We start from the raw sequence: 26241 nt of genomic DNA, 5'->3' as shown, positions 1-26241 counted from the left end.
GTTTGGGAAAGAAGCCGTCAGGCGGCCTTCTTGGCTTCGCTTGGCGTGTCGATGACACCCATCACGTCGCTTTCCTTCATGATCAGGTAATCCTGACCGTTGAGCTTGATCTCGGTGCCAGACCACTTGCCAAAGAGGATGCGGTCGCCAGCCTTGACGTCGAGCTCCACCAGTTTGCCGGTATCATCACGCCGGCCAGACCCGACAGCGACGACCTCGCCTTCACTGGGCTTTTCCTTGGCGGTATCGGGAATGATGATGCCGCCGGCGGTTTTTTCTTCCGCTTCAAGACGACGAACCAGAATACGGTCGTGCAGTGGACGGAACTTCATATCGTTCTCCTTAAGGACAAACAGATTTTGAGAGGTCCCTTCACTCCGATCCGAACGAACCGGAGCGGGGCGCGCGACCCTTGCTGGCATCGCGCAGGCAACGATCTGGTTGTTCCGATTTCGCCTTTCAAGAGGTACGCCAAAATTTTTTAGCACTCGCACTCGGCGGCTGCTAGTGCCATGAAAAGGCTCATGAAAATCGGTATCAAGCGTACCAACGATCTTGAAAAATTTCCGCCCTTTGCCAAACTCGTGAATGATCAGGAAGGCAATGCGGCAGCAGACTATCGCGGACAACTATCAGTACGGCATCACACGCGACGCGCGCGATAATCGCTCTGCTACCCCAACCACCCACCATCGCCCGAATGGTCATGAGGTGACTGGAAAGGAGAGAGACGGATGGCAACAGTATCCCGCGATTTCCGCCTGCAGATGGAGGGCTACGGTCTGACGACCGCCGAGATCCACTACCACCTGCCCGACCATCCCAGCCTGTTACAGACCTACATCTGGCAAGAATACGACCTCGCCCCCAAATTCCCCGAACTCCGTAGCTTTCTGGATTTCTGGACCCAAACCATCGAAGGCCCCCTCCACTCCATCCGCATCGCCCACCACAAACTCATCAAACCCTCCGAATGGCAAGTGGTGCCCATTAACTGATGCCCATAGGTGATGCCCATTCGCCTCGGGCCAAGCGGGAGCACGGCGAATGGGACTGCGTCGACACCAGGTCGAAAACCTCATCCGAAGAGGTCCGAACTTTCATTGGCGGGCTTGGATCCCCGTCAGTTTTGAGGCTGCTGGCAAGAACACCCGCCTTTCACTGAGCCTTAGGTTATCGGACCGCAAGATCGCCAGCGTCGTGGCACGGCGGCTTAACGCTCTGCTTGTGGAGATCGAACTGTTGCCGGGGGCGAGGATGGCGACGAGGGAACAGCTGGCAAAGATATTCGCGCTCGAAAGCGAGGCCGTACGCGCCGAGATCGACAACCTTGATCGCGGCGCCAAGCGCCTTGGGTCGCTGCGCGATCCCGAACAACGGGACGCAGATCGCCACGTTGGATATGCATATCGGCTACTCGAAGCCTACGGCCCAACTGGCACGCTGAATTTTGAACCTGGATCAGACGTCCGCGAGGCACTCATCGAGGCAGGGGCGAGCGAGGACGACATCCCCGCGATCGCCGAGACATTCCGATCCGAAAGCGAAGGCGTGCGCACCGACCTGCGCGGACCATCGCGCGGCCGTTTTCTGAGAGACGTTCTTCAGCGGATGGCGCAGGTCGGGCTGGACGACACAGGGCTGAACCGCGATGCTGCGTCAGAGGAAATCTTCCGCGCACGCGCCGACGCCTTTCTCGCCTCTCCAGATGATCCAAGAAAGCCGAGCCTGCACAAGCTGTCGCGCCCACAAGCGCCCTCGCCCATCGAAGCACTCGCGGTTGCACCACCTCCGCAGCCACAGGTCACGTGGAAAGCCGACGCGCCATTACAGGCATCATCAATCCCAGAGCAAAACCCTGAGATCCAGACGCTTCCCGCTCAGCCAATTGTCGATGTCTTGGCCTCTGTTCATGACACGGCGGCTCTAGGTAGAACTGACCTTCCTCTTTCGAGGTTTGACGAGGAAGTCGACAAGATGATCGCCAACAAGGGAAAGGAGTGGACCGCCGAAACCGCCGCTGACGCGCGTGTGCTTGTCAATCTCTTCCGCGGCATCCTTAAGGAACACGGCGTCACGCATTCCGGCCAGATAACACAGACGCACGTGGCCGCGCTAAGACAGCACTTCAATCAAGTGATCCCATCTTGGGGCAGAAGTCCACGCCTACGTACCCTGTCGACGCAAGCCATGCGCGAAGAATCAGCCCGGATCGTTGCGGAGGAAAAGGCGAAGGGTAAGCCCGGTAAAATTGGCTTGGCGGGCGCAACCATCCGGCGCCATCTTGGGAACCTTACTCATTTCCAGACACATCTCCAGGCGTCCAACTACACGATCGCAGACTGGACGCTAAAAAGTCTGCGCCCGCGAAAACCAAAACGAGGCGACGTTCGCCACCAACAGGTCAAGCCAGGCCCTGACCAGGTTCGCCCGCTCTTCGATTTACCGATTTTCACCGGACAGTTGAGCGCGGACAAACCGGAGGCACATGGCGATCTGGTGTTTCACTCGGCTAATTACTTCCTGCCGATGCTATTCACCTACCTTGGATCGCGACGAAACGAGTTCGCGGGCCTGATGCTTCACGAAATCGTCCAGGAAAACGGGCACTGGGCGATCAACATCAAACCGAACAAGTACCGCACGGTCAAAAACACCCAGTCAGAGCGCATGCTGCCCGTCCCGACAGAACTACTGCGCCTGAACTTCCTCGACTACGTCACCCGCCTTAAGGAATTGGGTCACGAACTGCTATTCCCGGAGCTATATTCACCCTTCCGGAAAACACAGGACCTTGGCGATCGCTTCTACAAGGACTTCGTCCCCATCGCGAAGAAGTGCATGTCAGATGAGCTGTGGCAGCGCCCCATCCACGCACTCCGACACGGCTTCGCGAACCAGTTAAAACAGGAAGATGTTTCCGAAGGCGTCATCGAGGACCTCGCCGGGCGCCTAGGCAACACCGAGACGGCAACAAGATACACCAATCCCGCAGGTCTTCCGCTCCTGCAGAATATACTCCTGAAGTACCCGACGATCACAGATCATCTCGAGCCTCGTCCGATCCGTTTGCTGCCGTGGGTTGAGCAGAAGTTGCCGCCTCCGTGGGCTGGTCGCAAGAACGGTGACCGCTTTGGTGACAAACGCGGGCGCCGCCCGAAGAAAAGCAAAGGGTGACACTGCCAAGGCATGAAAAGTGACAGCTAGGGGGCCGGAAGCTGACGGTCCGGTCCTGGCTGAGGAACTGGGAAAGCCGACACTTGGTCAACCGCCCCAATGTGGCGGTTGGCGCACCCGCAATCGCCGGATCTCGGAAGTGATTTTCCACGGCCAGTACGGGGCCGTCTGCAAGCGGTACTGTCTAGTAGCTCGCAGTATCCAAGAAGCCGACGTTCAAACAAAAGCCTTCGTCAGCGGTTTGGTCTTCGAGATGTACTGTTCCTGCGCGGCCCTGCCGGCGTTGTTGCCCGCAGCCCAGGTTCGATAGATCAGGCTATCGTCCGCTAGGAAAAACTCCCCACCCAGGACCTCGGCGCCATCTTCCACCAGGCGCTTCTTCATGGCGTCTTCGCCGGCAATCGCCACGTCTGCGTCGGCGTATGGTGCGGTGTCGGCCTGAGGGCTGGGCTTGCCTCGAGACCGTCGGCGATCTGTTGGATCAGCCTCGCGCTCCGCTTACCCTGCGCTTCTGTCCCGAGATCGGTCGTCGCCTCGATCAGGCGCTCGGTGTTGTCTGCGAACCGGTCGATCCCATCCGCGCACCCGAACTGGCCGATGCCCTGTGTCTTAAGCGTGAGAGACGCGGTCTTGGTGCACGCCGGCTCCACCCGCTTCCAGACCAGGTATGCTCAGATTGTAGGCCAGATACCATCTTACTCTCAGTAGGATCACTGAACGATCGTAGTGGCGGCGTTTGTACAAGAAACGGCTCCAAATGTGAGCGATTCTTGTGCTCCGAAATTGGTTGCCAAGAAAATTTCCGACAGAACCAGCCTGTCTGCCAGGAAAAGGAGATCCTAGGAGATCACCAAACAAACGAGTCGGCGACCGCTAGCAGCGTAAGGACCAATACAATCATACTTGGCACTATCACCGCCGCGCCCGAAGCGAGGGCCAAGGCCGCGACCCAGTCGAATGGCCGGTCGACGAAACGTGTCATGGCTTGTATCCTTTGACAGTGGAGAACTCAGGGGCATCATTGTCGATATGCGATGGTAGGGGTCGATCGGCCTTGTCTCCGATCAGCACTCGCTCGGCGGCTCCGTCGAGGTCTTCGAGTTGGCCGCTTTTCATCGACCAGAGAAAGGCGATCAGACCTACGAGCCCCATGACGAGACCGACAGGAACGAGCCAGATAGCGTAACTCATGTCTGCTCTGCGAGCGGCCATGCAGCCGACTGTTTTTGCAGTGCCGGCTTTGCGATGTCTTCACGCGACAGTCGCAACGCATTGGCGACCACCAGTATCGACGATGCCGACATGGCGATGGCCGCTATCAGCGGGGTTACGTATCCGGCCATTGCAATCGGAACGACCACAACGTTGTAGGCGACCGCGAGGCCGAGATTCTGGCGAACCAGACGGTCCGCAGCTCGCGCCACCGTGATCGTGTGCGGGACGACGTCGAGACTGTCGCCGAGGAACACCAAGTCGGAGGCGTTGCGACCGACATCGGCAGCGCTCGATGGCGCCATTGAGACATGGGCCGTCGCCAGCGCAGGTGCGTCGTTCAAGCCATCGCCTATCATCAGCACCGTGCGTCCCTGTGCTGCGAGAATTTCGAGCCGGCCGACTTTCTCATCCGGCATCGCGCTGGATATTGTTTCATCGATACCCAACTGAGCGGCGATGCGCTGCACCTCAGCTTCCCGGTCCCCAGACAGGATCTCCGCGCTAATGCCTAGGGATGACAATTGGCGGACAGAATCCTCAGCACGGGGCCGCAGGCGATCGACCATCGAAAACGAGCCAACGGGATTGCCATCCTTCGAAAGCCACGCGGCAGCTTCGTCGTCCGGTGCCAACGCCTCTCCGAAAATCCAGTCTCCGCTGCCAAGCCGGTAGACGTGGCCGCAAATAGTCCCCTCTACGCCTTTCCCCGGGACTTCGCGTATCTCGGAGACCTTGCTGTCGCTGATCGGAAGGAGGGTTGCCACCGCGCGTGAAATAGGATGCCGCGAGGCTTGAGCCAGTGTTGCTGCCGCGGCGAGATCCGCGGCAGGCACGTTGTGTTTCGTCACCGTCGGAGTGCCCAGCGTGAGTGTAGCGGTCTTGTCGAAGACGACGCGGTCGACCTCGCTGAGGCGCTCCAGCGCGCTCCCGTCCTTGATAGCGACGCCGAGGCCGAATAGGCGTCGCGCCGCCACGACCTGCACCATCGGCACGGCAAGCCCGAGCGCGCAGGGGCACGTGATTATCAGCACCGCGATGGCGATGGTGAGCGAGCGATGGACGTCACCCGTTGCCGCCAGCCATCCAAGTCCAGTCGCCAGCGCCAGCGTGTGGATGACGGGCGAGTAGAGGGCCGCAGCCCGGTCGGCAAGCCGACGGTAGCGCGCGCGTCCGTCTTCCGCAGCCTCCATCATCCGGACCATGTCGGCTAGAAACGAATCCTGAGGCCGTTTGTCGACGCGGATCGTCAGTGCGCCATCGAGGCTCAGCGCACCTGAGAGTACTGCATCTCCCGGACTGCAACGCTCCGGACGCGCCTCTCCATTGACGACCGACATATCGAGCGCACCTGTTCCCGACATGACTGTGCCGTTGGTCGGTATCCGTTCGCCCGGCGCGACATGCAGCAGATCGCCGGGAGAGATCGTAGCGAGATCGCGATAGACGCGACTTCCGTCTGCTGCGATCACCATGGCGCCGCGCGGCATCATACGGGCAAGACCTGTGACAGCCGTCCGCGCGCGCACACGCATCGCATGATCGAGCGTGCGTCCGGCGAGTAGGAAGAATATGAGCGACGTCACCGCATCGAAGTAAGCGTGCGGTGCGCCGGTCGCCGTATCATAAAGGCTCAGGGCGAGCGTGAGCAGGATGCCGACAGAGATCGGCACGTCCATATTAGATCTGCCAGCCCTGAGGGCGGACCACGCCGATCCGAAGAAGACCTGCCCGGAATAGGTAATGGCGGGCACGGCGAGGATCGCAGAGATGACGTGGAACGCATTGCGGGTTTCGGCATCTGAGCCCGACCAGATCGAAATGGACAGCATCATGATGTTCATGGCCGAAAAGCCCGCGACGGCTGTGGCCCGCAAAAGCCTCGCCATTTCCGGATCATGATCGTGATCCTGGGTGCCGCTCAACGTGGCCTCATAGCCAGCGCCACGCAGCGCCCCTATCATATCCGGCACAGGCTGATCGGCCTGCCATTTCACGGAGACCCGCTTTGCAGAGAGGTTCAACCGAGCAGCGAGCACCCCCGGCAGCTGCACGAGCGCAACCTCGACACCAGCAATGCATGCGCCGCAATGTGCCTGCGGCACGGACAAGTCAGTCTGCATCAGCCCGTCGCCCAGCTCTCTGCTCGACAGACGGATTTCATCCGGCGGAATAGCGCGGCCGGGACCGAGCGCCAAGGCAGCTTCGCTACCCGGCGCGCAGCAACTCATAACGTGGTCTCCGGGATCTGCATCGCGCGATAAGCGTACCACGTCGCGTGGCCGAGAAGCGGGAAGACGATGATCAGACCGACGAGCCCGGTCACAACCGAAAGTCCGAACAGGGCGAGCACGATTGCGCCCCACACGATCATCGGACCGAGATTGTTCCAAACCATCTGCATGCTCGTGGCCATTGCAGTCATCGCATCGACCCTGCGATCAAGCTGCATGGGCACGGCGAATACGCTGACGGCGAAGGAGAACGCCGCAAACAGTCCCCCGATAGCGCTCCCTACTGCCACCATCAACAGCCCATAGGCCGTGCGGAACAGCATGTTTGCGATATGCTCAATCCCGGGAAATGGCGTAACGCCGAAAAATATCGCGTAAACGAAGACGGCGGCACGCATCCACAGAAGCATCAGCGCACAAAGCATCAATCCGGTGAAGAAAACCTGCCGTCCCGCGCGTGGGTGAATCGCAAGCATCTGGGCAAGGCCCACCTCGCGGTTCTCCTCGATGGCACGGCTTTTCTCATAAAGCCCGATTGCGAAGAAAGGACCGACGATCATGAACCCGGCAAGGGCGGGGAAGAGAATGTAGTCGCTGCCGAAGGCAGCCAGTACCCACACGAGAACCCACGACAGCACGAAGATGCCGAAGCCATAGGCTAGGCTGGCACTTGGGCGATGCCACAGGTCGCGCCAGCCAGCTGCAAGCCAACTGAGGCCGACGAAAAGCGGCAGGTTCCGTTGCAGCCTCGGATCGCGCGTCTCGCCGATGCCGGAGGTCTCGCTGAACAATCCGTACGACTTCGCAGTCACGGTCATCTCGTCCTCCTCCTAGCAGGCAGACTTTGCGGCGCGATAATCATGGGCCTCTCCCGAGCCTTTCGAGTGGGAGACGCAGTCGGGCTGGGAGGCGAATGCGACATAGGCCAAATGCGCATTTGCGCCGACGAAAAGCGCCAGCCCCATCGTCACCAGCGACCAGATGATCCAGGACTTCCGCTGGCGATGAGGTGCCTGAGCATTCATCGTCCGACGATCCCGAGATCATAGACGTAGAGCGACAGCGTCCGGATATCGAGATTGCTGAGCCGCTCGTCCCACGTCGGCATATGGCCTTCGCGGCCGCCGTGAACCGAGTTGATGATAGTCTGCAGATCTCCGCCGTAGACCCAGCGATTATCGGCCAGATTGGGAGCGCCTACCTCGCGGTTGCCAGTGGCGTCGTCGCCGTGGCAGGCTGCACAATTGTCAGCGAAGACGGTTCTGCCGGCCTCAATGCGCTCTCGGTTTTCCGGCGTCGAGTATTCGGGATTGCTCAGCGAATAGACATAGGATGCGACATTGCTGACATGCTCGCGTTCCAGTATGCCGTCGCGTCCGAATGCGGGCATCTGTCCGATACGGCTGTCGGGATGGCGCGTGTTGATACCGACACGCATGGTCTGCTCGATCGCTTCCGGTTCTCCACCCCAGATCCAGTCGTCGTCAGTCAGATCGGGGTACCCTGCACGTCCGCTTCCGTCCACGCCGTGGCATGCGGCGCAGTTGTCCCCAAACAGTTGGTGGCCGGTACTCCGCACGATCCCCATCAGTTGCTGGTCGGCGAGGATGGTTTCGTAAGGTTCCGTCTCCAGACGGGTCGTCCAGACGGACCGCGCCTGCTGCGCCCTGACAAGGTTCTCTTCCACCGTGGTGCGCTGATCGATGCCGAGCAACCCCTTCGTGTAGGTGCTTCCCAGCGGCCATGTGGGCGCGAAGAACCACCAGGCCACTGCCCAGATATGAGTGACGACGAGGAATATCAGCACGCCGCGTGGAACGGGGGTGTCGAGTTCCTTGATGCCGTTCCATTCGTGACCGGTCGTCTCGCGGCCGGTCACCGGATCGCGCTCTTCTACCGCCACGGCTTATCCTCCCCCGACAATATGCTGGTTTTCGCACGTGTGAAGCGCTTCCGGTTTGAAGGCCAGAAGGCATAAATGATCACGCAGATGAAGAACCCCATGAGGTAGAACAGGCCCCAACTCTTGGAGAAGGCCACCAGCGTATCGTGATCGAAATCCATCGGCGCGTCTCCTCAGTTATCCGGGTTGGGCGCTTCCTGCGACACGGCGGTATTCTCGTAAGCCGCACTCGTCAGTCGGCCCAGCACCTGCAGGTAAGCGACCAGCGCGTCCATTTCCGTCAGGCGGGATGCAACGCCATCGAATGCACTGACTTCCGTAGCCTCACCGTACCTCTCGCTGACGCCTGCTGCAAAGTCGCTGTCGGGAGCTGCCTGTCCGTAGGCATCGGCCACCGCGTTCGCAATCATCTCGTCACTATAGGGTACGCCCAGCCTGCGCTGGGCACGCAGATGATCGGACAAATCGTCGGTGCGCAGGGCTGTGCGCGCAAGGAATGCGTAGGCCGGCATATTCGATTCTGGCACAACGTCGCGCGGGTTAATCAGATGCGCAACATGCCACGCATCCGAATATTTGCCACCGACACGGGCAAGGTCGGGTCCCGTGCGCTTCGATCCCCATAACATGGGCCGGTCGTATTTGGATTCGACCGCGAGCGAGTATGGCCCATAACGCTCGACTTCGTCGCGAAGAGTGCGGATCATCTGGCTGTGGCAGGCATAGCAGCCCTCACGCACGTAGATATCGCGCCCCGCCAGCTCCAGTGGGGTGTAGACGCGCATGTCGGGTGCCTCTTCTACCGTCTCATCGATGGTAAAGAGCGGCGCGATTTCGACGATGCCGCCGACACTCGCGGCTGCGATGATGGCAAGCACGAAGCCGATGGCGGACCGTTCGATTTTGCGATGAAAGAACTCCGGCATCCGCTTACTCCCCCGCCACGACTGCGTCTTTGACCGGCAAATCGGCTTCCTCGGGAACGGTCGCGGGAACCAGCCGGATGGTCATCCAGATGTTGCAGCAACCGATCGCGGTGCCCAGCAGGAACATCGCCCCGCCGATGGTCCGGGCAATGTAATAGGGATACATCGCGACAAGACTATCGAGGAAGGAGTAGGCAAGCGTGCCTTCTTCCGTGTATGTGCGCCACATCAGGCCCTGCAGGATGCCCGAATTCCACATGGCAAAGATGTAGACGAGCGTTCCCGCTATCGCGAGCCAGAAATGCCACTCGATCAGCGCAGGAGAGTACATTCGCTCGCGCTTCCACAGTGCCGGCACCAGTGTGTAGATCGATCCAAAACTGATGAGAGCCACCCAGCCGAGGGCGCCTGCATGCACGTGCCCTACGGTCCAGTCAGTGTAATGCGACAAGGCGTTGACCGGCCGGATAGCGAGGAACGAACCCTCAAAGGTGGAAATGCCGTAGAACACGGCTGCGGCCATCATGAACCGCAGCGTCGCGTCGTCGCGAACCTGGTGCCAGGCGCCGTTGAGGGTCAGCAGCGCATTGCCGGCCGATGCCCATGACGGCACCAGCAGCATGACCGAAAACGTCATTCCGAGCGTCTGCACCCAGTGCGGTAGCGCCGTATAGTGCAGATGGTGCGAGCCCGCCCACATGTAGAAGAAGGTGATGCCCCAGAAGCTGAGAATCGACAGACGGTAGGAGAAGATCGGTCGCCCCGCGCGAATGGGGAGATAGTAATAGAGCATGCCGAGGAAGCCGGCGGTCAGGAAGAATGCCACGGCATTGTGGCCATACCACCACTGGACCATCGCATCCTGCACGCCGGGCCAGATCGTGTAGCTCTTGGCGCTACCCCACGAGATGGGCAAAGCGAGATTGTTCACGATATGCAGGATCGCCACGACTAGAATGAAGGCCATGAAGTACCAGTTGGCGACGTAGATATGCGGTTCCTTCCGTCGCGCGATGGTCGCGATATAGAGGAGGAAATACGTCACCCACACCACCACCAGCCACAGGTCGGCATACCACTCTGGCTCGGCATATTCCTTCGACTGCGTGACGCCGAGGATGTAGCCGGTAACCGCAAGCACACAGAAGAGATTATAGCCGAAGAGCACGAACCAGGGGCTGACCTGGCCGGCCAGCCGCGCGCGCGATGTGCGCTGGACCACATGGAAAGAGGTGGCGATCAAGGCGTTGCCGCCGAAGCCGAATATAACGCCGGTGGTATGTGTCGGGCGCAGGCGCCCAAAGGTCGACCATGCGCCATCGAAATGGAGATTCGGCCAGGCGAGCTGTGCGGCGACCCAAACGCCCATAAACATGCCGAAGATCGCCCAGCCCATTGCCAGAGCGATACCCACCTTGATCGGTTCATCGTAGTAAGATGCCTGACGGTCTTCCGTGGGCTCCGGCGCATAGAAGGCGGACAGCACGGGATATAGCAGCGCGCCGGCAAACAGAATGACGATAAGACCATGCACGCCCATCGCCTCGTTGCGACCGGCGGCGGCCATCGCGATGCCGGCTAGCGCTACCAGCAGCAGAATGACGGCCGCAGATTGCCTTTCCGATGTGGTCAGTTTGGCGACCATGCTATCTCCTCCAACTGCAGCTTGCGGGCACTAAACTCTCCCGGAATACGCTCGTGTTCAACCCGTCAAATTTTAAACGCTTAACAATACGTTTGCCTTCCACAGCTCCGAATCTATCAGCGACATCCGGCGCGCGCTTTCAAGGGCCCGCGCCGGATCACACTGGCATTTCAGCAAGGGCTAGTGGTCGTGGGCGTTGAATATCTCAGGATTCTCATCACCTTCGACGATGAGGAAACCTGCAAGGCCGCGCTCCACGCGCGACAGCGCGTGATCGACAAGAACGTAGCGACCGGGAACCTCGACTTTGAACTCAACGATTGTTGCGCCGCCTGCGGGGACACTCACCGTCTGGACATCGGTCAACGGCGGAGAGGTTACCGAACCAAGTTGGTAGACCTTATCGAAAATCTCGCCGATAACGTGGAACGACGACGTGAAGTTGGGACCGCCCACGCCGAAATAGATGCGGACGGTTTCGCCGACGTTCGCTTTCAACGGGTAATGGTCGGTCAGCGCACCTACGTGGCCGTTGAGGACGAAATATTCCGGGCGTTCGTTGAGAAGCTTTTCATAGCTCTCGGTGAGCAGGCCGGACGACCCGAACTCCTCCTCCGTATAGATTTCGCCCTGCATCACATAAAACTCGCGATCCACCGGTGGCAGTCCATCCTCGGGCTCGACCAATATCAGGCCATACATGCCGTTCGCGATGTGCATCGCCACGGGAGGTACGGCACAGTGGTAGACGTAGAGGCCAGGATTTAGGGCCTTGAAGGTGAAACCTTTCGTTTCTCCCGGTGCAGCAGACGTCGCCTCCGCGCCACCGCCCGGTCCCGTCACCGCATGGAAGTCGACATTGTGCATCATGCTGCTGTCGTCAGCATTCTTCAGCGATACCTCGACCGTATCGCCGACGCGGACGCGGACGAATGGTCCCGGTACAGTGCCGTTGAAGGTCCAGTACCGGAAGGTCGTGCGACCATCGAGCCGTGCTTCGAGTTCGATGGTCTCGAGTTCCACAGACACCGTTTCCGGCTCCCGTCGCGCGATCGGCGGGGGGATATCAGTCGGCATGCGTGCGATGTCCGCGACCCCGTCTACCACCGCATAAATGCGGCTGCTCAGGCTTCCAGACGGAGAAACACCGCTGGAATGCGCCACAGGATGATCGTGATTGGCAAGTGCCGGCGTCGCGGAAAGCGCTGCCGACGCAAGGGCGACACCCGCAGAACCCATCAGAAGACTGCGTCGGGAGACCTTTCCGGTTTCATCGGCAGATACATCGGCCGGAGGAACGGCATCCATGTTCTTTGTCATGTTCGTCTGTCCTCGTTTCACTCGGCTTCAGCCAGCGCGAAGAGTTCGTCGAACACCTTCTTCGCCTTGCCGGGATGCTTCACGGCTTTCGCTTCCTCGACGTTGAGCGGCTCGCCGGCCACGATCAGCGCGACCATGCCCATGCCGTAGTGCGGCGTGCACTTGACGCCATAGACGCCTCCTTTCTCGATCGTGACGGTGATCTCCTGATTGATCTTGCCTTTGAACGGCTCAGCCCCGTCTGGGATCATGCCCTTGATGCTCTCGGCGTCATGGCTCTTGTCAGTCGGGATGAAGGTCACCGTGTCTCCAACTTCGACCTGAATGAAATCAGGCTCGAACACCATGGCGCCTTTTTCTCCCTTGTTGAGCATCTGCACCTGATGGTCGGCGGCAAATGTAAATGACGTCGACACCAGGAGCAGGGTCAGGGTTGCACTCAACAGACTTCTCATCACAATTCCTTCCACTTTGAACTCTTCATACAACTATCGCCCGTTCGGCGTGTTCCCACCCCAAGCTATAGCATCAGGCATATTTGTGGTATCTCTAATGCCACTTTCTCGGCGCAGTTGAAACGGAGGATACCTCCCTGCGACGTTTTCGCGCTTTTCCGCGATCAGAGACGATATTAATAGTATTCTTAATACCACTTTATGAAGACGCGTCGCGTCGTGAGCGTGCACCCCGGCCGGAGAACCAATCATGCGGATGACACTCCACACCGACTATGCGTTACGCATGCTGATTTATGTTGCCATGCGTCCTGACGGTTGCTGCACTGTACATGATGTTGCCGAGACATACGGATTGTCGCGCAACCATCTGCTCAAGGTGGCGCAAACATTGAACAAGCTCGGCTATATCATGACGGTACGTGGCCGTACGGGCGGTATACGACTTGCGAGATCACCTGCACAGATCAACGTCGGCGCTCTTGTCCGCGCCGTCGAGGAAGATTTCTCGCTGGTCGAATGTCTGCAACAGTCGGGCGGAGCATGCGTGATTTCACCGGCCTGCATGCTGAAGAGCATGTTTTCCGAGGCTCTGACGGCATATCTGTCTGTGCTGGACAAATACACACTGGCGGACGCCGTGCGAAACCGGACGGCGTTAGCAACCCTCCTGGGCGTCACACCGATAGCTGCGTGACGCATGCAATCCAACCTTTGAACGATGGAACCAGTCATATGAAGGGTCGCCCCGTCCCAGTTCGAACGCCCGTCATCGACGGAAAGCTCCTGCCGGAAGTGCTCGACGAAACGATGATCCACGCGGTTGTCCATGGTTTCTATGACCAGATCCGCAGCGACGATCTGCTCGGCCCTATCTTCAACAACGCCATCGCGGACGGGGACTGGCCGCATCACCTCGCCAAGATGTGCGATTTCTGGTCCTCGACTCTGCTGCGCACCGGCCGCTACGATGGCCGTCCCCTTCCGCCGCATCTCGCCATCCCCGAACTTGGCGAGCACCATTTCAGGCGCTGGCTCAAGCTGTTTCGTGCCACGGTCAGGAGTGTCTGTCCGCCGGAGGTGGCTGCGCTGTTCATGGATCGCGCCTTGCGGGTGTCGCACTCCTTCCGACTGGCGATCGCCTTCAACCGCAAGGAAGACACGATGCGGATAGAGTCGATCCTGGAGGCAAGCCTGTGACGTGGGGCGAACTCGTTCTTTCGGACGCTTCAGGCGACTTCACGCTCGAAGCCGCCGTTGTCGCGCAGGGTCTCGGCTGGTCGCAACACGAATTGCAGACCCATATGCGGCGGGGTCACGTCATCAGTCGTGTCGAACGCGGTGAGGGGGAAGACGAAGGCCGCTGGCGGCTGTCACTAAGGTGCGGCAACAGGCTCTGGCGCGCAGTGGTCACGCAGGAGGGTGTCATGATCGAGCATGAGGTTGCCTTCACTCACCACCCCGCCTGACTGAAAACTTATTGTTGTTTGCCCCGGCGCAAAGAAGCGGGCCGTCGCCGTCGTGCATTCTTCCGCTCCGATGACGAAGGAGCCTACGGCATGCCCGGACGATACCACGACGACTTGAGCATGGACGAGATCATGCGGCGCTGGCCCGAAACCATCCGCACGATCCTCGACCATGGGCTGCTGTGCGTCGGTTGTCCGATAGCGCCGTTTCATACAGTGGACGATGCGGTACGCGAGCATGGCATCGTCGGACACGTCGATTTTCGCGCGGATTTGCGCGCTGCGATCGCGCGCAGTGCAGGCACCAACAGGCGCCGCGATCTCCCCGGGTCGCTTTCCGCGCTCTAGGCCGCCGCTCAATCGCGCTCGACGCGACCCTCTGCCAACAGCATCAGGCGGTGCGGCTGGGTTACGGTGACCTGCTGCCGGCCGCTTATGACAAGCCCCTTTTCCTCCCATGCGGAGAGCAGGCGGCTGACGGTGTGCAACGTTGTCCCGGTCATTTCCGCGATGTCCTGCCGCGAGATCGGAAAATCGATCAACAGCCCTTCATCGGTCTTGCGTCCCGACTGCTGGACGAGGCGGAGGAGGGCGTGCGCCACGCGCCGCTCGACCTGTTCGGTCGCCATTTCCACCACCTGTGTCTGGACATCCTGAAGCCGGGTGCCAACCGTTTTGTAGGTGTTCATGCCAAATCCCGGATGGGCGGTCGCGAACTCCGCCCAAAGCTTGCCCGGCCACGCCAACACCACGCAATCCGTCACTGCGATCGCGCTGGCGGGATAGGTCGAGCGACCGATCGCCTGCGCGATGCCAAGCAGTTCGCCGGGGACGATATAGCGAACGATGACCTGCTGACCGTCCGGTGTCAGTTTAACGACGCGAACCCGGCCATCGAGCAGGATGAAGAATGAGTTCGCCTCTGCATCCTGTTCGAAGACGGCGGTGTCCTTTTCTATCCGCTGCGAGCGCGCGCTTGCCAGCACGACATCAAGTGTTTCCGCCGTCAGGCCCTCGAATGCGGGAAGCCCGACAATCAGCGACCGGTCAAGTTTGTTCACGTGCGGCCTCCCGAGGATTTCGATGTTCAGTATTTGCGATAACGCAATGAAGCGGATTCGCACAGGGCGTAGAATCGGTCTCGAAGACAAATCAGACTGTCACAGGAAAGGACAGCATGATGAACAGGACCTTTGCAATGATTGCGCTCGCGGCGGCGATGGCCTTCACGGGAACGGCTTACGGGGCCGAGCATGAAGTCTTGATGCTCAACAAGGGCGCGAAGGGCGCAATGGTGTTCGAGCCGGACTTCGTACAGGCCGAGCCCGGTGACACCATTCGCTTCGTGCCGACGCACAAGTCCCATAATGCCGAGACCATTAACGGCATGCTTCCCGACGGGGCTGTCGCCTTCAAGGGCAAGGTCAATGAGGAGATCGTCTACGAGGTGACTGCGCAGGGCGTCTACGGCGTCAAATGCGCGCCACACTACGGCATGGGCATGGTGATGCTGATCGCGGTCGGCGCACCGGACAATCTCGATGAAGCCAAAGCGGTGAAGCATCCGGGCAAGGCGAAGACCCATTTCGATGAGCTTCTCGCGGCTGTGGCTGCGAACTGACGGCGGGACGGCGATTTGACCGGGCCGGCAGAATTCTCCCGCCCGGTTTTCTTTGAGACAGGACCAATCGATATGGCATCTTCCGAGCCGCGGCGGGAGGCTTATCCCGCATTGCTGTCCTACGGCTTCAGGCCATTCTTTCTTTTCGGGAGCATCTGGGCAGCGCTTGCGATCATCCTCTGGCTCCCGATGCTCGCAGGCCGCCTGGAGACGAGCAGCCTGCTTTCCCCCGTGGACTGGCATGCCCATGAATTGCTGTTCGGTTATCTGGCCGCCGTCGTGACCGGGTTCCTGCTCACCGCAATTCCGAACTGGACCGGCCGCCTGCCCGTGCGTGGCGCGCCTTTGGCGGGGCTTGTGGCGTTATGGCTCGCAGGCCGGATTGCCATCTGGTTCTCGGCAGACCTTGGGTGGGTGGCCGCCATGGTGCTCGACAGTGCGTTTTTACTGGCTGTGGCGGTGTCGGCGCTGATTGAGATTGTTGTCGGCCGCAACTGGCGCAATCTGCTGGTTCTCGTGCCGGTGACGGCGCTGTTTGCGGCCAATGTTTTCTTTCATGTCGAGGCGCGGTTCTTTGGGTTCACGGAAACATCGCGCAATCTCGCCATCGCCGCCGGCCTCGTGCTCATCATGGTCATCGGCGGGCGCATCATTCCAAGCTTCACCCGCAACTGGCTCGTTCGGGAAAATCCAGGTCGTCTGCCGGTTCCGTTCAACCGTTTCGACGGCGCCGTCATCGTCGTGTCCACCATCGCGCTGCTTGGCTGGACCATCGGCCCCGAAGCATGGGTCAGTGGTGCACTGCTGGTCGTCGCGGCGATCCTCAATGCCGTGCGGCTGAGCCGGTGGGCGGGCTGGCGCACAGTGTCGGAGCCGCTGTTGCTGATCCTCCACATCGCCTATGTGTTCGTTCCGGCGGGGTTGCTGATATCCGGGCTGACCGCACTCGACAGCGCGTTCATGCCATCGGTCGCGGGCATCCACATCTTTGGCATCGGCGCCATCGGTGCCATGACGCTGGCGGTGATGGCGCGGGCGACGTTCGGCCATACGGGGCGTGAACTTCATGCCGGCGCCGGAACTGTGATGGTCTTCTGCGCCATTGTGCTGGCGGCGCCGCTTCGTTTCGCTGCTGCCCTGATGCCTGAATCGACATGGCTGTTGCACGCTTCCGCCACGCTTTGGGTTCTGGCGTTTGCGGGGTTCGTCCTGTGTTATGCCGGGGCGCTGACGCGAGAACGCGTCGCGAAGCGCCTACCCGGCCGCGCACCCGTCTGAGTGCAAAAGCGCGCCCAAGTGACTGCGGCCGGGATCACCCGGCCGTCGATCTGTTCAGCAGACGCCTCACGAAAGCCACGGCGCGGCCGGGCTTTGCCTCGCGTACCAGACGGAAGCCGAGATTGTCGGGGGCCATGCCGGCGGCACAACCCCCGCTTTTGCCATCGCTGATGAAAAAGCTCATGTAGCTGCGGTGCCTCCCGCCCACGACACGCACGCCGCAGTTCTCGGTTGCCTCGGCGAGCCGTCCCGCCGCGTCTGTCCTGTTTCTGGCGTAGCAGGTGGTGGTCCACTCCCACACGCTTCCAGCTACGTCGTGAAGCCCCTTGCTGTTCTGCCCGAAATGACCGCGCGGCCTGACCGCAACGCTGTTGTCGGGTGCGTTGCGGCTGCGATACGCGGCAAGCCACCGTGTCGCCGGGTTCGAACCGTCATCGTCCTCCAGCCCGAGCGCATCATCGCCGAAGCGTTCGGCAGCGGCGAAGGACCATTCCTCGTCACTGGGCAACCGCCAGTCATCGTCTGTCTGCTTTGACAGCCATGCGGCATAGGCCATCGCATCCGCGTAGTTGATGCCGGTCACGGGCAGGTCGGCAGAGGCAGGCGCGGAGCCGTCCTGGCGCCTGCATCCACCGTCCGCCACGCAGGCGTCATATTCCGCGACGCTGACCTGATAGGCCATGATTTCGAACGGCCGGCGCATGCGCCTCTCGACGACAGGGCCGTCCACCGGCTTGCCGGCATTCAGGAATTCGCCTGGCACGCGATAGGCGAAGCGCCCGGCCTGAACGATGACGGTGTCGATGGGTGCGACCACGCCGTGGCGGTCCGCACGATCTGTCGTGGTGTCGGCAGGGGGAATGGCGAACAAAGCACCGACGGCGGCACCTGCGGCCAGCATGAGGAGGATCTGGAGTTTCATATCTCTCTCCAAAATAATGGCCCGCCTTCGGGTGAAAGCGGGCCGTTGCGTCTGCTGTCAGATAAAGCGGTCAGTGTGTGGCGATCGGCCCTGGCGCCTCGACCTGCGTCATCAGATCGTCGTCCCATTCGCCATCCACGATCACATGTGCGGTTGTGTGTTTCGGCGTGCAAATTTGACCCCGTATTTGGGGTAATCGGCATCCAATTTTGACCCCCCAATTTTAATTGAGATGGGCCCATCGTTCAGCTTTTGAACGGATGGCCAGGGGATGAAGTCAGTGGATACGATAGCCAGGGTAAGGCGGGCCTCTCATGTTCAGGGATGGTCGGTAAAGCGCATCAGCCGCGAGTTGCATGTGTCGCGCAACACGGTGCGCAAGATCCTTCGCTCGGATGAAACGGCCTTTGGCTATGAGCGGGCACGGCAACCGAAGCCGCGGATAGATCCCTGGCGCGAGCAAATCGACGGGTTCCTGAGTGACAACCGGGTGAAGCCGGAGCGCGAACGGCTGACGCTGATCCGCATCTTCGAGGAACTGCGTGGCCTTGGCTATGAGGGCAGCTACGACGCGGTGCGGCGCTACGCCAGGAGTTGGGCGAAGGCACAGGGGTCGGTAACGAACGATGCCTATGTGCCGCTATTCTTCGCGCCGGGCGAGGCCTACCAATTCGACTGGAGCCACGAGATCGTGGTGCTGGACGGGGTGACGGTGACCGTGAAGGTCGCGCATGTCAGGCTCTGCCACAGCCGCATGATGTTCGCGCGGGTCTATCCACGCGAGACGCAAGAGATGGTGTTCGACGCCCACGACCGGGCCTTCGCTTTCTTTCGTGGAACCTGCACGCGCGGCATCTACGACAATCTATGGACGCCTCCCGGGCGAGACGAACATTTGGCGGCACTCGGCATTGGATGCGTGAATCTATCCGGCCTATCGCTGGAGCGATCACGCTCCTGGCCTTGATGGAGTCCGCTACCTCTGTCCTCATAACATGATCGACCTCTGTGGCCTTGTCATAGATCAGGATCTGAAGCTGCGGTCCGTGCCGTTACGCCATCAGTTCTTACCTCGCATTCATCATTGCCTCATAGACAACGATTGGCAAATGTCTATTGTGCGGAATAGCGCTCCTGTCGCGTTAGTAATGCCCATGCTATCCGTGCAGTCTTGTTGGCAAGCGCAACGATCGCTTTATTAAATCCCCGGCGAGCGACGAGCTCTTTCAGCCATTGAGATCGGCGATCGTCGTGACTGGCAAGTCGGCTGATAACTGCACGTGCTCCGTGGATCATCTGGCGACGTAAATAATGGTTAGCTCGACGGCCAATTCCGCCAAGGCGTGGTTTGCCGCCAGTCGTGTATTGTCGCGGGACCAGCCCTATCCAAGCTGCCAGTTCTCGCCCTGATTTGAAGTGACTTCCGTCCTCAACGCTAGCGACGAGTGCCGTTGCGATGATCGGACCGACGCCTGGCAGTTCGGACAGACGGCGGCAATCTTCTCGTTCACGGCAAATCTCGCTGATCTTTCTGGCGAGTTTGGCGACCCTCCCATTTACATCAGTGAGCTGGTCAAGGAGTTCGAGGAATAACTCGCGCCCGAGATCGGAAAGAGCCGCATTCTGGACGGCCAAGGGAGCTTGGGCGGCAAAACGCCATGGTCCCTGCGGTAAAACGACCCCATATTCAGCGAGCAGGCCTCTTGCGTGATTGATCAGCGAGGTACGCTGAACGATCAGACGTTCTCGTATTCTATGGAGCGACTGGAGATCCTGCTGCGCGGTCGACTTGACCGGTACAAACCGCATAGTCGGGCGCGTTGCGGCTTCGTAGATCGCCGCTGCGTCAACCGCATCGTTCTTGGAACCGCGCACAAAGGGCTTCACGAAGCGAGGATTAATCAGGAGGACTTCTCGCCCATCGTCCTTGAATTGGCGCCTCCAATGATGAGCGCTGGCACAAGCTTCCATCGCAACAGTCTTTGGAGCGATGGCTCCCACTGTCTCAGCCAACTTCGATCGGCTGACCTTGCGCGAAAGAATAGTGCCATCCGGAGAGATACTGTGCAGATGGAATGACGCCTTTCCCAGATCGATTGCTAGCAGTTCGAATAGCGTGACTTCCTCCTTTAGTTGGCCTTTCATTCTGAAGGTTCGGTGGGAGGCGTCCATCCCATAACATGAAGACAGCGGTCGAGACGATCTTCATCGGCAAGGATCGGCGCTACAATCGCCGCTTCCTGCAGATGTGCAGCCACTCCATCATCCCCGCAGGTTCTTTCCCTTTTCCGGGGTTTCATTCGACGCCCACCAGTGAGCAATCTCTGGCTTTTCACGGATGATGCGCTGACGGATTTTTGGTCCCTTAAGGAAACAGAGGTCACAGTTTCCTTGCCACGGCTCCAACTGGAGATCGAACGGTTGCGCCGCCCAGAAACGATGAACGTCGCTCACCGTGACTTTTTTGCGAGCGAGGGGATAATTGACGCGGCGCCCCGTCACATTGGAGCTGGCAAGGCCGTTAAGAACGCGCAACGGTGAGATCTTCTACAGCCTCGCCGAGGCATGGCGGCACTACTACAATACCGAGCGGCCTCACTCATCGCTCGGCTACAAGCCGCCGGCACCGGAGGCCATCATCTGGCCTGCGCCAGGGCGCGGATCGGCTCCATCATCGGCACAGGCGATGGCCCAAAAGCCGATCATGCATTAAGACTAAAACTGGACCACCCTATGGGGTCAGGCCAGATGATGGCAGCAATCCCTGTCGCCTTCGCGGAAACCAACTCGCTACGCGTCACCTGTGGCGACACGAATAGCTTGTTTGAAACCTGTTTCATCGCTCGCCCCATCGCTCCTGCGTCTTGGATGGCGAACAGATAAAAACGATTGCAAAAAAATGCAATATTAAAACTGCATTTAATGCGCTAGGCATGCTGAACATGCAGGGAGCAGGGCATGCGGACGAGATTCACATTCGACTTATCCACCATTCTCACCGGGATAGCGGTCGCGGGCATGATGCTCGCCATCGCGGGAATCTGGCCACTCGAGGGCGATGTCGCTGCGCTGATGTCTTCCGTTGGACTTGCCGTCGTCTATCTTGCCGGCGGTCTCCCTGCCGCCTGGCGGGCGCTTGAAACCTTATGGCGCGAGCAGGTGCTCGACATTGACCTTCTGATGGTCGTGGCGGCGGTCGCTGCTGCTGCCGTCGGCGCGCCGTTTGAAGGTGCGGTCCTCCTCACCCTCTTCAGCGTATCCACGACGCTCGAAGCACAGGCTCTTGGCCGCGCGAGGCGCGCGGTGGAGTCGCTGATGGCGTTGCGCCCCGAAACCGCGCTGCTCAAGCGCCCGAACGGGGAGGTCGAAGAGGTTCCGGCAAGCAGCTTGCGTGTCAATGACGTGGTTGTCTTACGACCCGGCGCGCGCGTCCCTGCCGATGGCATCATTGTCGGCGGAAGGGGATCACTCGATGAAGCCAGCATCACCGGCGAGTCCATTCCTGTCAGCAAGGACCCCGGCGCGCAGGTATTCGAAGCGACGGTAAACCTTGACGGCGTGCTCGAAGTTGAGATCACCAAGCGTGTCGAAGAGAGCACCGTCGCCCGCATGATCCAGCTGGTGACGGAAGCGCAGGCGGCAAAGGCCCCGTCCGAGCGTTTCAGCGCGTGGTTCGGCCAGCGTTACACGGTCGGCGTCTTGATCGCCGCCGCGCTCGCGTTCGCGGTCTTCTACTGGCTCGGGCGCGACTGGGAGTCAGCGCTTTACAAATCCGCGACCCTGCTCGTTGCCGCCAGCCCTTGCGCCGTTGTGATCTCCGTTCCCGCCGCAATCCTTTCGGCGCTGTCGGCTGCTGCCCGGCGCGGTGTGCTGTTCAAAGGTGGTGCCGCACTAGAGACCCTCGCTACCGTCGACACATTTGCCTTCGACAAGACGGGAACGCTGACGACGGGCAAGGCCGCAGTCAATCAAGTGGTAGCGATTGACGGAAACGAGGAGGCATTCCTGGCGCTGCTTGCGGGTCTCGAGGCGCATTCCGAGCACCACAGCGCGGCAGCTATCCGGCGGGAGGCTGCTGATCGTTCCATCCCACCTGTCACTGTCGCCAATGTCGTCACCCGTCCGAGCGCCGGGATTGTTGGCGAATATCAGGGCGGACAGGTTTGGGCGGGCAACCCGCGTCTTGCCGCGCAAATGTCAGCCTCGATCGACCATCCCGCGCTCGCAGCGCTTGCTGCGGAAACGAAGACCGTTATCTACCTCGGCAAAGGCACAAGCGTCCTCGGGGCGATCACCGTTGCGGATCAGGCTCGTGCCACATCTCCAGAAGCACTTGCGTCGTTGCGCGCTGGAGGTGTGTCTCGGATCGTCATGATGACCGGTGATCGTCGTCCCGTCGCTCTGCGGATCGGCGAGGAACTCGGCCTGCGTAGTGAGGAAATCCACGCCGACATGCTGCCGGAAGACAAGGTGCGCATGGTCGGCAAACTTGCTGAGACGGGCAAAGTGGCCTTCGTCGGGGACGGCGTGAACGATGCGGCTGCCCTCGCGCGGGCCGATGTCGGCATTGCCATGGGTGCGGCAGGTTCCGATGTGGCCTTGCAGGCAGCAGACGTTGCGCTCCTTTCCGAAGATATGACCAAACTCGCGGAAGCCCAGCGACTTGCAAAGCGCACCGCCCGTATCATCAAGCAGAACCTGACCTTCGCACTCATCGCCATGGCCGTCCTCGTGACGGGCGGTCTGTTCTTTGACTTGCCATTGCCCCTCGCTGTTATCGGCCACGAGGGTGGTACGGTTCTGGTCGTTCTCAACGGCCTGCGCTTGCTTGCTGGGTCCAACGACAAGCCCGCGACGGGTGCCAGCAAACGGCCTCACCAGCCAGGTCGACAAACGCCGTCGGTCCGAAGGGAAGCTTACCGAAGGAAAATCCCCAGGGGCACAGTCTAGGGATAGACGAACGTCGGGTGAGGCAAGGGCTGGCGCAGGCATGGTGATACGATCCCGCTTGCCGTTCCGCTTGCGCAAAATGAGACGGTAAACCGGGCGCCGAACAGGCTGTCCTAGTTCAGGCAACGCGATGCTGGGCAACCCAGCCCCGCTGCGAATTTGCGCGGCCGCTTCGGGGCCGTGTATGGACGGCTCTCCGTTGGCTGGGGATTCTTTGAGCCTTTTGCTTCTGCTGGTTGGTGAGGCCATGTATCCAACCTGTAGGTGCGGCTTTTCATATGCCGCTGGCCATAATGCCATTCGCGCGTCTCAGGTCCCGATCGAAAGCTCGCACTCGAAGTGCACGGCCCCAGTGGGTTCTCCTGATCCGACGGTATCAACCGGCTTTGTGCATTATCTCCTGTCCGGCCTTTTCAACCTCGTCGGCGACTTCGCGCTTTGTCTTGTTCTAAGCGACGGTCGGCTCCCTGTAGTGCTCGTCGCCAGTCATTAATGCCCAGACCGTTCCTGAGCGTAGCCAGAATCTACCCCAAACGAGCCGGTTTTGTCCGTTCGAAAAGTGTCCGGCGGACATTCTTCGCTATGCTACGCAGTTGCATATAAAGCCAACATCAGCGTCTGGTTTTCCTGCTTGTCGGGAGCCATACAACGTTCGCCGGCTTTCGGCGGTGCTGCGCAACGACAACCGCCTCAATCAACAGATCCAAGGCCTCGCGGGCCCGGACGCTAACTTTGTCTTCACCTTGCAGTTGTTTGAGGGCTCTTTCGAGATGGATGCGGGCAGCCACATAATCGCTTTGCATGTTTTCTCCATCGCCCCTGGAAAAACTATGCGGCACCGACGCTGAACAGATCGCAAATACATATGATCGGCTTTGATTCAAAGCTTAGCAAAACGTCCGCCTGCGGAGTACGCGCGGTTAGGTTCGACCCGCTTGAGGTACGTTTGGCCGTGCGTTGGAACTGATACTGCGTGGAAGAAACGGCGGCGCAAGGATTGGATGATGGGCATGCGCCACCGTATTGGGTCGAACGAGCAACTAATCGACAACTTCAAGGTGAGGCAAGATAGTTAACAAGACGTTGTCGTGATGCCATCGGAACGGATGTGTGCATGATCTCGCACCCGCGCGATGACATAGCGCCGCGAGCGGTTCTTCGGTACCTGCTGGCGATTGAGCTTCATGGGGATGACGCAGAGCGCATAGAGCCAGCGTTCATTGGCAGCCGAGCGCTGCAGCCCGACCTTCCAACAGATCGCCTTCCACGGCGCGTTTAGGCGCGCAACCAGACGATCTTGCCGTCGACCGGGTCGAGACCCACCGTCCTGCTGAGTGTCTCCTCCATCTGGCTTATCGCTATTGGCGATGGCGGCGGTAGCGACGTTTGCCGCGGCTCTTGCTCGACAAGGTCGGCGAACTCGTAGCTGTACCGGGGCCAGCTGTGGAAGAAGCCCTGTCGCCGGGGCTCCGGCAGCCGCCGCAGCACCGCAACCGCTTCAGCCAGCGCCTTTCGACCAGCTTCGACGTCCAGACCAAATCGCTCATGGTTGGGTCTTTCGTGGAGCCGGCCGTAGAGCTTTTCGCTGAGTTGGCGAACCATCTCGCGCTCGGGCCAGGTCAGCCGCTCGTCATCGACCGCTGGTGCGACGCTCGACGCCATAGCCTCTGGGTGTCCATCTCATGTGCAGGCTCTAAGATCAGGGAGATCGAACGGCATTGGCGCGTAACGCGGGGTGACGCACTGATGACGCATGAATGACAGCGAAGTTATTGATTGTGCTCGCGTGACGCAGTTGACCCCTAACATTTCCAGTGCGCGCGCACGCGTATAGGGAAGTTTTGCCCGATTGGTGCGACACGCTTCCGGTTCTTCGGATTGGAGGTTGAGCTGTGGAGGATCGGGGACTCGCCCGCTGCACCCAAATTCAACATCGTTTCCAAGCCGAACGACTGGTCTCGCTCGCTAGCGCAGGCCGCGAGAGCCATCGACGAAGCGGAACTGTCTGACACGCGGGTGAAACAGCGAGCCTATTGGGGCCCGTTTCATCAGGCGCTTGACCAAGCTGCAGGTGCTTTTTCCGGTGGCCTCAAACCTCAGCCGCAGTCGTGGATGGGCTATTCTATTGGTCGGACCGGCTTCAACCTTGAAGCGTAATGATCCGCCGAAGCGACAGGTCAGGACGGAACTATACATCGCTGGCGACCAAGCGAAGGCCTTATTTCTCTTACTCCAAGAACAACGGCAAGCCTTCGAGCAAGAGTTCGGCTACCCCCTCGAGTGGGAGGAACTCCCCACGCGGCGCGATTGCCGTATCTCGGTCTAAATGACTAATGTCGATCCGGAAGACGAGCGAGACTAGCCCCTCCAGCATCAGTGGCTGACCTCTAAGATCAACAACTTCCACAGGGTTTTCCTTGCTCGTGTGCGGAATCTAGACGCCGAAGACTGGAAGCAAGATGGCGTGTTGGACGTCTCGGCCGGACCATCTCAGGCTGACGGTTGAGGAGTGCGAACCGCTGGCAGAGTTCAATTTCTGTTCCTTCTGTGGTGCGACCCTGAAATCCAAGTGTTCTGAACGCCATCCCAAAAGGTCTCCCCAAGAGCATTGGGCGATAGGCGCCAGAAACCTCCATCTCGCCTCCCTTCGCATTAGAACGTTTAGGAGGTCGCTGCCGAGATGCCGTGCTCGCGGCTTAAATCAGCCCTCTTCGCACCCGCCTCCTGCCCCTCCAGAATTCGGATCATCTAGTTTTCCGCGAGCCGTGATGGTCGTATTGTCCCCCTGATCGACGGACTTTATCCAAAATCTGCAGAGCGTGCCGGGTCTCAGGTCACTCGTCTTATCCGATCCACGGGTCTTGCCGTTAGATCGGAAAATTAGGAGTTCTGAAGATATTCATGATATAGATTTGTTGTGGTGGGTGGTCCGCCCAACCCCTGCTGCGGGATCCCGCTCCCAAATTCGTTTTCTTCTGGGAGCGGGATCGGAAATTAGCTTGCTCTGCTTGAGTTAGCATGCATATTCAAGTGACGTGCCACTGAGTTTTTCCTCCACCTGGAGTTAGAGTCCGGCCTCGATTGAAGGACGGACAGATGAAGCGGAAGCGGTTCACGGAAGAACAGATC

30 protein-coding genes and 4 pseudogenes are annotated in these 26241 nt (G+C 59.8%); 16 read left to right on the top strand and 18 right to left on the bottom strand.

The window, feature by feature from the left end:
* Positions 1 to 17: 17 nt before the first annotated feature.
* On the bottom strand, positions 18 to 332 hold the full coding sequence (gene groES / locus IOD40_RS18275; RefSeq protein ID WP_198478141.1) for a co-chaperone GroES: 315 nt from the start codon (positions 330 to 332) through the stop codon (positions 18 to 20).
* Positions 333 to 524: 192 nt separating this feature from the next.
* On the opposite strand from groES, the gene IOD40_RS18270 reads away from it, so the two are divergent.
* The 3 genes from IOD40_RS18270 to IOD40_RS18260 all read left to right on the top strand — a co-directional run bounded on the left by IOD40_RS18270 (position 525) and on the right by IOD40_RS18260 (position 3177).
* Positions 525 to 665 carry a hypothetical protein gene (locus tag IOD40_RS18270; RefSeq protein ID WP_198478140.1) on the top strand — a complete coding sequence of 47 codons (141 nt, stop codon included), beginning with the start codon at positions 525 to 527 and terminating at the stop codon, positions 663 to 665.
* A gap of 69 nt (positions 666 to 734) precedes the next feature.
* On the top strand, positions 735 to 998 hold the full coding sequence (locus IOD40_RS18265; protein ID WP_198478139.1) for an usg protein: 264 nt from the start codon (positions 735 to 737) through the stop codon (positions 996 to 998).
* 49 nt (positions 999 to 1047) lie between these two features.
* Entirely contained in the window at positions 1048 to 3177 is a 2130-nt protein-coding gene (locus IOD40_RS18260) for a tyrosine-type recombinase/integrase (protein WP_198478138.1), read from the top strand.
* A 216-nt stretch (positions 3178 to 3393) separates the two neighbouring features.
* Here IOD40_RS18260 and IOD40_RS18255 read toward each other — a convergent pair whose 3' ends face one another.
* Positions 3394 to 3561 (bottom strand): hypothetical protein, encoded by a 168-nt coding sequence (locus tag IOD40_RS18255; RefSeq protein ID WP_210336975.1) that lies wholly within the window; start codon positions 3559 to 3561, stop codon positions 3394 to 3396.
* 77 nt (positions 3562 to 3638) lie between these two features.
* Between IOD40_RS18255 and IOD40_RS20410 the strand changes: the two are divergent.
* Positions 3639 to 3821 (top strand): annotated as a pseudogene (locus IOD40_RS20410) (DNA polymerase Y family protein); the annotation flags it as partial.
* Positions 3822 to 3831: 10 nt separating this feature from the next.
* Here IOD40_RS20410 and IOD40_RS18245 read toward each other — a convergent pair.
* The 12 genes and pseudogenes from IOD40_RS18245 to IOD40_RS18195 form a co-directional block, all read right to left on the bottom strand.
* Positions 3832 to 3921, bottom strand: a pseudogene (locus IOD40_RS18245) (IS6 family transposase); the annotation flags it as partial.
* Positions 3922 to 4024: 103 nt separating this feature from the next.
* On the bottom strand, positions 4025 to 4159 hold the full coding sequence (locus IOD40_RS20240) for a hypothetical protein (protein ID WP_267905140.1): 135 nt from the start codon (positions 4157 to 4159) through the stop codon (positions 4025 to 4027).
* Positions 4156 to 4368 (bottom strand): cbb3-type cytochrome oxidase assembly protein CcoS, encoded by a 213-nt coding sequence (gene ccoS / locus IOD40_RS18240; protein ID WP_198478136.1) that lies wholly within the window; start codon positions 4366 to 4368, stop codon positions 4156 to 4158. Before ccoS ends, IOD40_RS20240 begins: the two co-directional genes overlap by 4 nt.
* On the bottom strand, positions 4365 to 6620 hold the full coding sequence (locus tag IOD40_RS18235) for a heavy metal translocating P-type ATPase (protein WP_198478135.1): 2256 nt from the start codon (positions 6618 to 6620) through the stop codon (positions 4365 to 4367). Before IOD40_RS18235 ends, ccoS begins: the two co-directional genes overlap by 4 nt.
* Positions 6617 to 7441, bottom strand: coding sequence for a DUF2189 domain-containing protein (locus tag IOD40_RS18230; RefSeq protein ID WP_198478134.1), 825 nt, complete (start codon positions 7439 to 7441; stop codon positions 6617 to 6619). The genes IOD40_RS18235 and IOD40_RS18230 overlap by 4 nt, the downstream gene beginning before the upstream one ends.
* Before the next feature lie 12 nt (positions 7442 to 7453).
* Entirely contained in the window at positions 7454 to 7648 is a 195-nt protein-coding gene (locus tag IOD40_RS18225; protein ID WP_198478133.1) for a hypothetical protein, read from the bottom strand.
* A complete protein-coding gene (ccoP, locus tag IOD40_RS18220; RefSeq protein ID WP_198478132.1) occupies positions 7645 to 8526 on the bottom strand; it encodes a cytochrome-c oxidase, cbb3-type subunit III in 882 nt (293 codons plus the stop codon). The genes IOD40_RS18225 and ccoP overlap by 4 nt, the downstream gene beginning before the upstream one ends.
* Entirely contained in the window at positions 8517 to 8687 is a 171-nt protein-coding gene (locus IOD40_RS18215) for a cbb3-type cytochrome c oxidase subunit 3 (protein ID WP_084466166.1), read from the bottom strand. The genes ccoP and IOD40_RS18215 overlap by 10 nt, the downstream gene beginning before the upstream one ends.
* A 12-nt stretch (positions 8688 to 8699) precedes the next feature.
* Positions 8700 to 9452 (bottom strand): cytochrome-c oxidase, cbb3-type subunit II, encoded by a 753-nt coding sequence (ccoO, locus tag IOD40_RS18210; RefSeq protein ID WP_198478131.1) that lies wholly within the window; start codon positions 9450 to 9452, stop codon positions 8700 to 8702.
* Positions 9453 to 9456: 4 nt separating this feature from the next.
* Positions 9457 to 11097 (bottom strand): cytochrome-c oxidase, cbb3-type subunit I, encoded by a 1641-nt coding sequence (gene ccoN, locus IOD40_RS18205; protein WP_198478130.1) that lies wholly within the window; start codon positions 11095 to 11097, stop codon positions 9457 to 9459.
* 180 nt (positions 11098 to 11277) lie between these two features.
* Positions 11278 to 12417, bottom strand: coding sequence for a copper-containing nitrite reductase (gene nirK / locus IOD40_RS18200; protein WP_198478129.1), 1140 nt, complete (start codon positions 12415 to 12417; stop codon positions 11278 to 11280).
* A 17-nt stretch (positions 12418 to 12434) separates the two neighbouring features.
* Complete coding sequence (locus IOD40_RS18195) at positions 12435 to 12872, bottom strand: pseudoazurin (protein ID WP_198478128.1); 438 nt, start codon at positions 12870 to 12872, stop codon at positions 12435 to 12437.
* Between the two features lie 250 nt (positions 12873 to 13122).
* Between IOD40_RS18195 and IOD40_RS18190 the strand changes: the two genes are divergently transcribed.
* The 4 genes from IOD40_RS18190 (at position 13123) to IOD40_RS18175 (ending at position 14689) form a co-directional block, all read left to right on the top strand.
* Positions 13123 to 13569 (top strand): Rrf2 family transcriptional regulator, encoded by a 447-nt coding sequence (locus tag IOD40_RS18190; protein ID WP_198478127.1) that lies wholly within the window; start codon positions 13123 to 13125, stop codon positions 13567 to 13569.
* 113 nt (positions 13570 to 13682) lie between these two features.
* Positions 13683 to 14072: a group III truncated hemoglobin gene (locus IOD40_RS18185; protein ID WP_198478173.1), complete on the top strand. Its 390-nt coding sequence runs from the start codon at positions 13683 to 13685 to the stop codon at positions 14070 to 14072.
* Positions 14069 to 14341 carry a DUF6522 family protein gene (locus IOD40_RS18180; RefSeq protein ID WP_198478126.1) on the top strand — a complete coding sequence of 91 codons (273 nt, stop codon included), beginning with the start codon at positions 14069 to 14071 and terminating at the stop codon, positions 14339 to 14341. The genes IOD40_RS18185 and IOD40_RS18180 overlap by 4 nt, the downstream gene beginning before the upstream one ends.
* 90 nt (positions 14342 to 14431) lie before the next feature.
* Complete coding sequence (locus IOD40_RS18175; protein WP_198478125.1) at positions 14432 to 14689, top strand: DUF1858 domain-containing protein; 258 nt, start codon at positions 14432 to 14434, stop codon at positions 14687 to 14689.
* A gap of 8 nt (positions 14690 to 14697) precedes the next feature.
* On the opposite strand, the gene IOD40_RS18170 is transcribed toward IOD40_RS18175, so the two are convergent.
* Positions 14698 to 15402: a Crp/Fnr family transcriptional regulator gene (locus IOD40_RS18170; protein ID WP_198478124.1), complete on the bottom strand. Its 705-nt coding sequence runs from the start codon at positions 15400 to 15402 to the stop codon at positions 14698 to 14700.
* A gap of 119 nt (positions 15403 to 15521) precedes the next feature.
* On the opposite strand from IOD40_RS18170, the gene IOD40_RS18165 reads away from it, so the two are divergent.
* Together IOD40_RS18165 and IOD40_RS18160 are read left to right on the top strand one after the other, a co-directional pair.
* Positions 15522 to 15962: a pseudoazurin gene (locus IOD40_RS18165; protein WP_198478172.1), complete on the top strand. Its 441-nt coding sequence runs from the start codon at positions 15522 to 15524 to the stop codon at positions 15960 to 15962.
* Positions 15963 to 16034: 72 nt separating this feature from the next.
* Complete coding sequence (locus IOD40_RS18160; protein WP_198478123.1) at positions 16035 to 17240, top strand: NnrS family protein; 1206 nt, start codon at positions 16035 to 16037, stop codon at positions 17238 to 17240.
* Positions 17241 to 17274: 34 nt separating this feature from the next.
* On the opposite strand, the gene IOD40_RS18155 is transcribed toward IOD40_RS18160, so the two are convergent.
* The gene (locus tag IOD40_RS18155) at positions 17275 to 18162 is read right to left on the bottom strand and encodes an SUMF1/EgtB/PvdO family nonheme iron enzyme (protein WP_198478122.1); all 888 of its coding nucleotides are present in this window, start codon (positions 18160 to 18162) and stop codon (positions 17275 to 17277) included.
* 271 nt (positions 18163 to 18433) lie between these two features.
* Between IOD40_RS18155 and istA the strand changes: the two are divergent.
* A pseudogene (istA, locus tag IOD40_RS18150) lies at positions 18434 to 19036 on the top strand (IS21 family transposase); the annotation flags it as partial.
* A gap of 239 nt (positions 19037 to 19275) precedes the next feature.
* On the opposite strand, the gene IOD40_RS18145 reads toward istA, so the two are convergent.
* Entirely contained in the window at positions 19276 to 20307 is a 1032-nt protein-coding gene (locus tag IOD40_RS18145; RefSeq protein ID WP_198478121.1) for an IS110 family RNA-guided transposase, read from the bottom strand.
* Between the two features lie 35 nt (positions 20308 to 20342).
* Between IOD40_RS18145 and IOD40_RS18140 the strand changes: the two genes are divergently transcribed.
* The 3 genes and pseudogenes from IOD40_RS18140 to IOD40_RS18130 all read left to right on the top strand — a co-directional run bounded on the left by IOD40_RS18140 (position 20343) and on the right by IOD40_RS18130 (position 23112).
* Positions 20343 to 20504, top strand: coding sequence for a hypothetical protein (locus tag IOD40_RS18140; protein ID WP_198478120.1), 162 nt, complete (start codon positions 20343 to 20345; stop codon positions 20502 to 20504).
* Positions 20505 to 20695: 191 nt separating this feature from the next.
* Positions 20696 to 20875 (top strand): annotated as a pseudogene (locus tag IOD40_RS18135) (integrase core domain-containing protein); the annotation flags it as partial.
* 245 nt (positions 20876 to 21120) lie between these two features.
* Complete coding sequence (locus tag IOD40_RS18130; protein WP_198478119.1) at positions 21121 to 23112, top strand: heavy metal translocating P-type ATPase; 1992 nt, start codon at positions 21121 to 21123, stop codon at positions 23110 to 23112.
* A gap of 1275 nt (positions 23113 to 24387) precedes the next feature.
* Here IOD40_RS18130 and IOD40_RS18125 read toward each other — a convergent pair.
* A complete protein-coding gene (locus IOD40_RS18125) occupies positions 24388 to 24774 on the bottom strand; it encodes a DUF6362 family protein (protein ID WP_198478118.1) in 387 nt (128 codons plus the stop codon).
* A gap of 216 nt (positions 24775 to 24990) precedes the next feature.
* Between IOD40_RS18125 and IOD40_RS18120 the strand changes: the two genes are divergently transcribed.
* Positions 24991 to 25269, top strand: coding sequence for a hypothetical protein (locus IOD40_RS18120; RefSeq protein WP_198478174.1), 279 nt, complete (start codon positions 24991 to 24993; stop codon positions 25267 to 25269).
* Positions 25184 to 25438 (top strand): DUF4268 domain-containing protein, encoded by a 255-nt coding sequence (locus IOD40_RS20375; protein WP_407649223.1) that lies wholly within the window; start codon positions 25184 to 25186, stop codon positions 25436 to 25438. The genes IOD40_RS18120 and IOD40_RS20375 overlap by 86 nt, the downstream gene beginning before the upstream one ends.
* Positions 25439 to 26241: the final 803 nt, after the last annotated feature.

The sequence above is a fragment of the Aquamicrobium zhengzhouense genome, from assembly GCF_016124105.1.
Lineage (GTDB): Bacteria > Pseudomonadota > Alphaproteobacteria > Rhizobiales > Rhizobiaceae > Aerobium > Aerobium zhengzhouense.
This window is presented reverse-complemented; position numbering and strand designations above follow the sequence as displayed.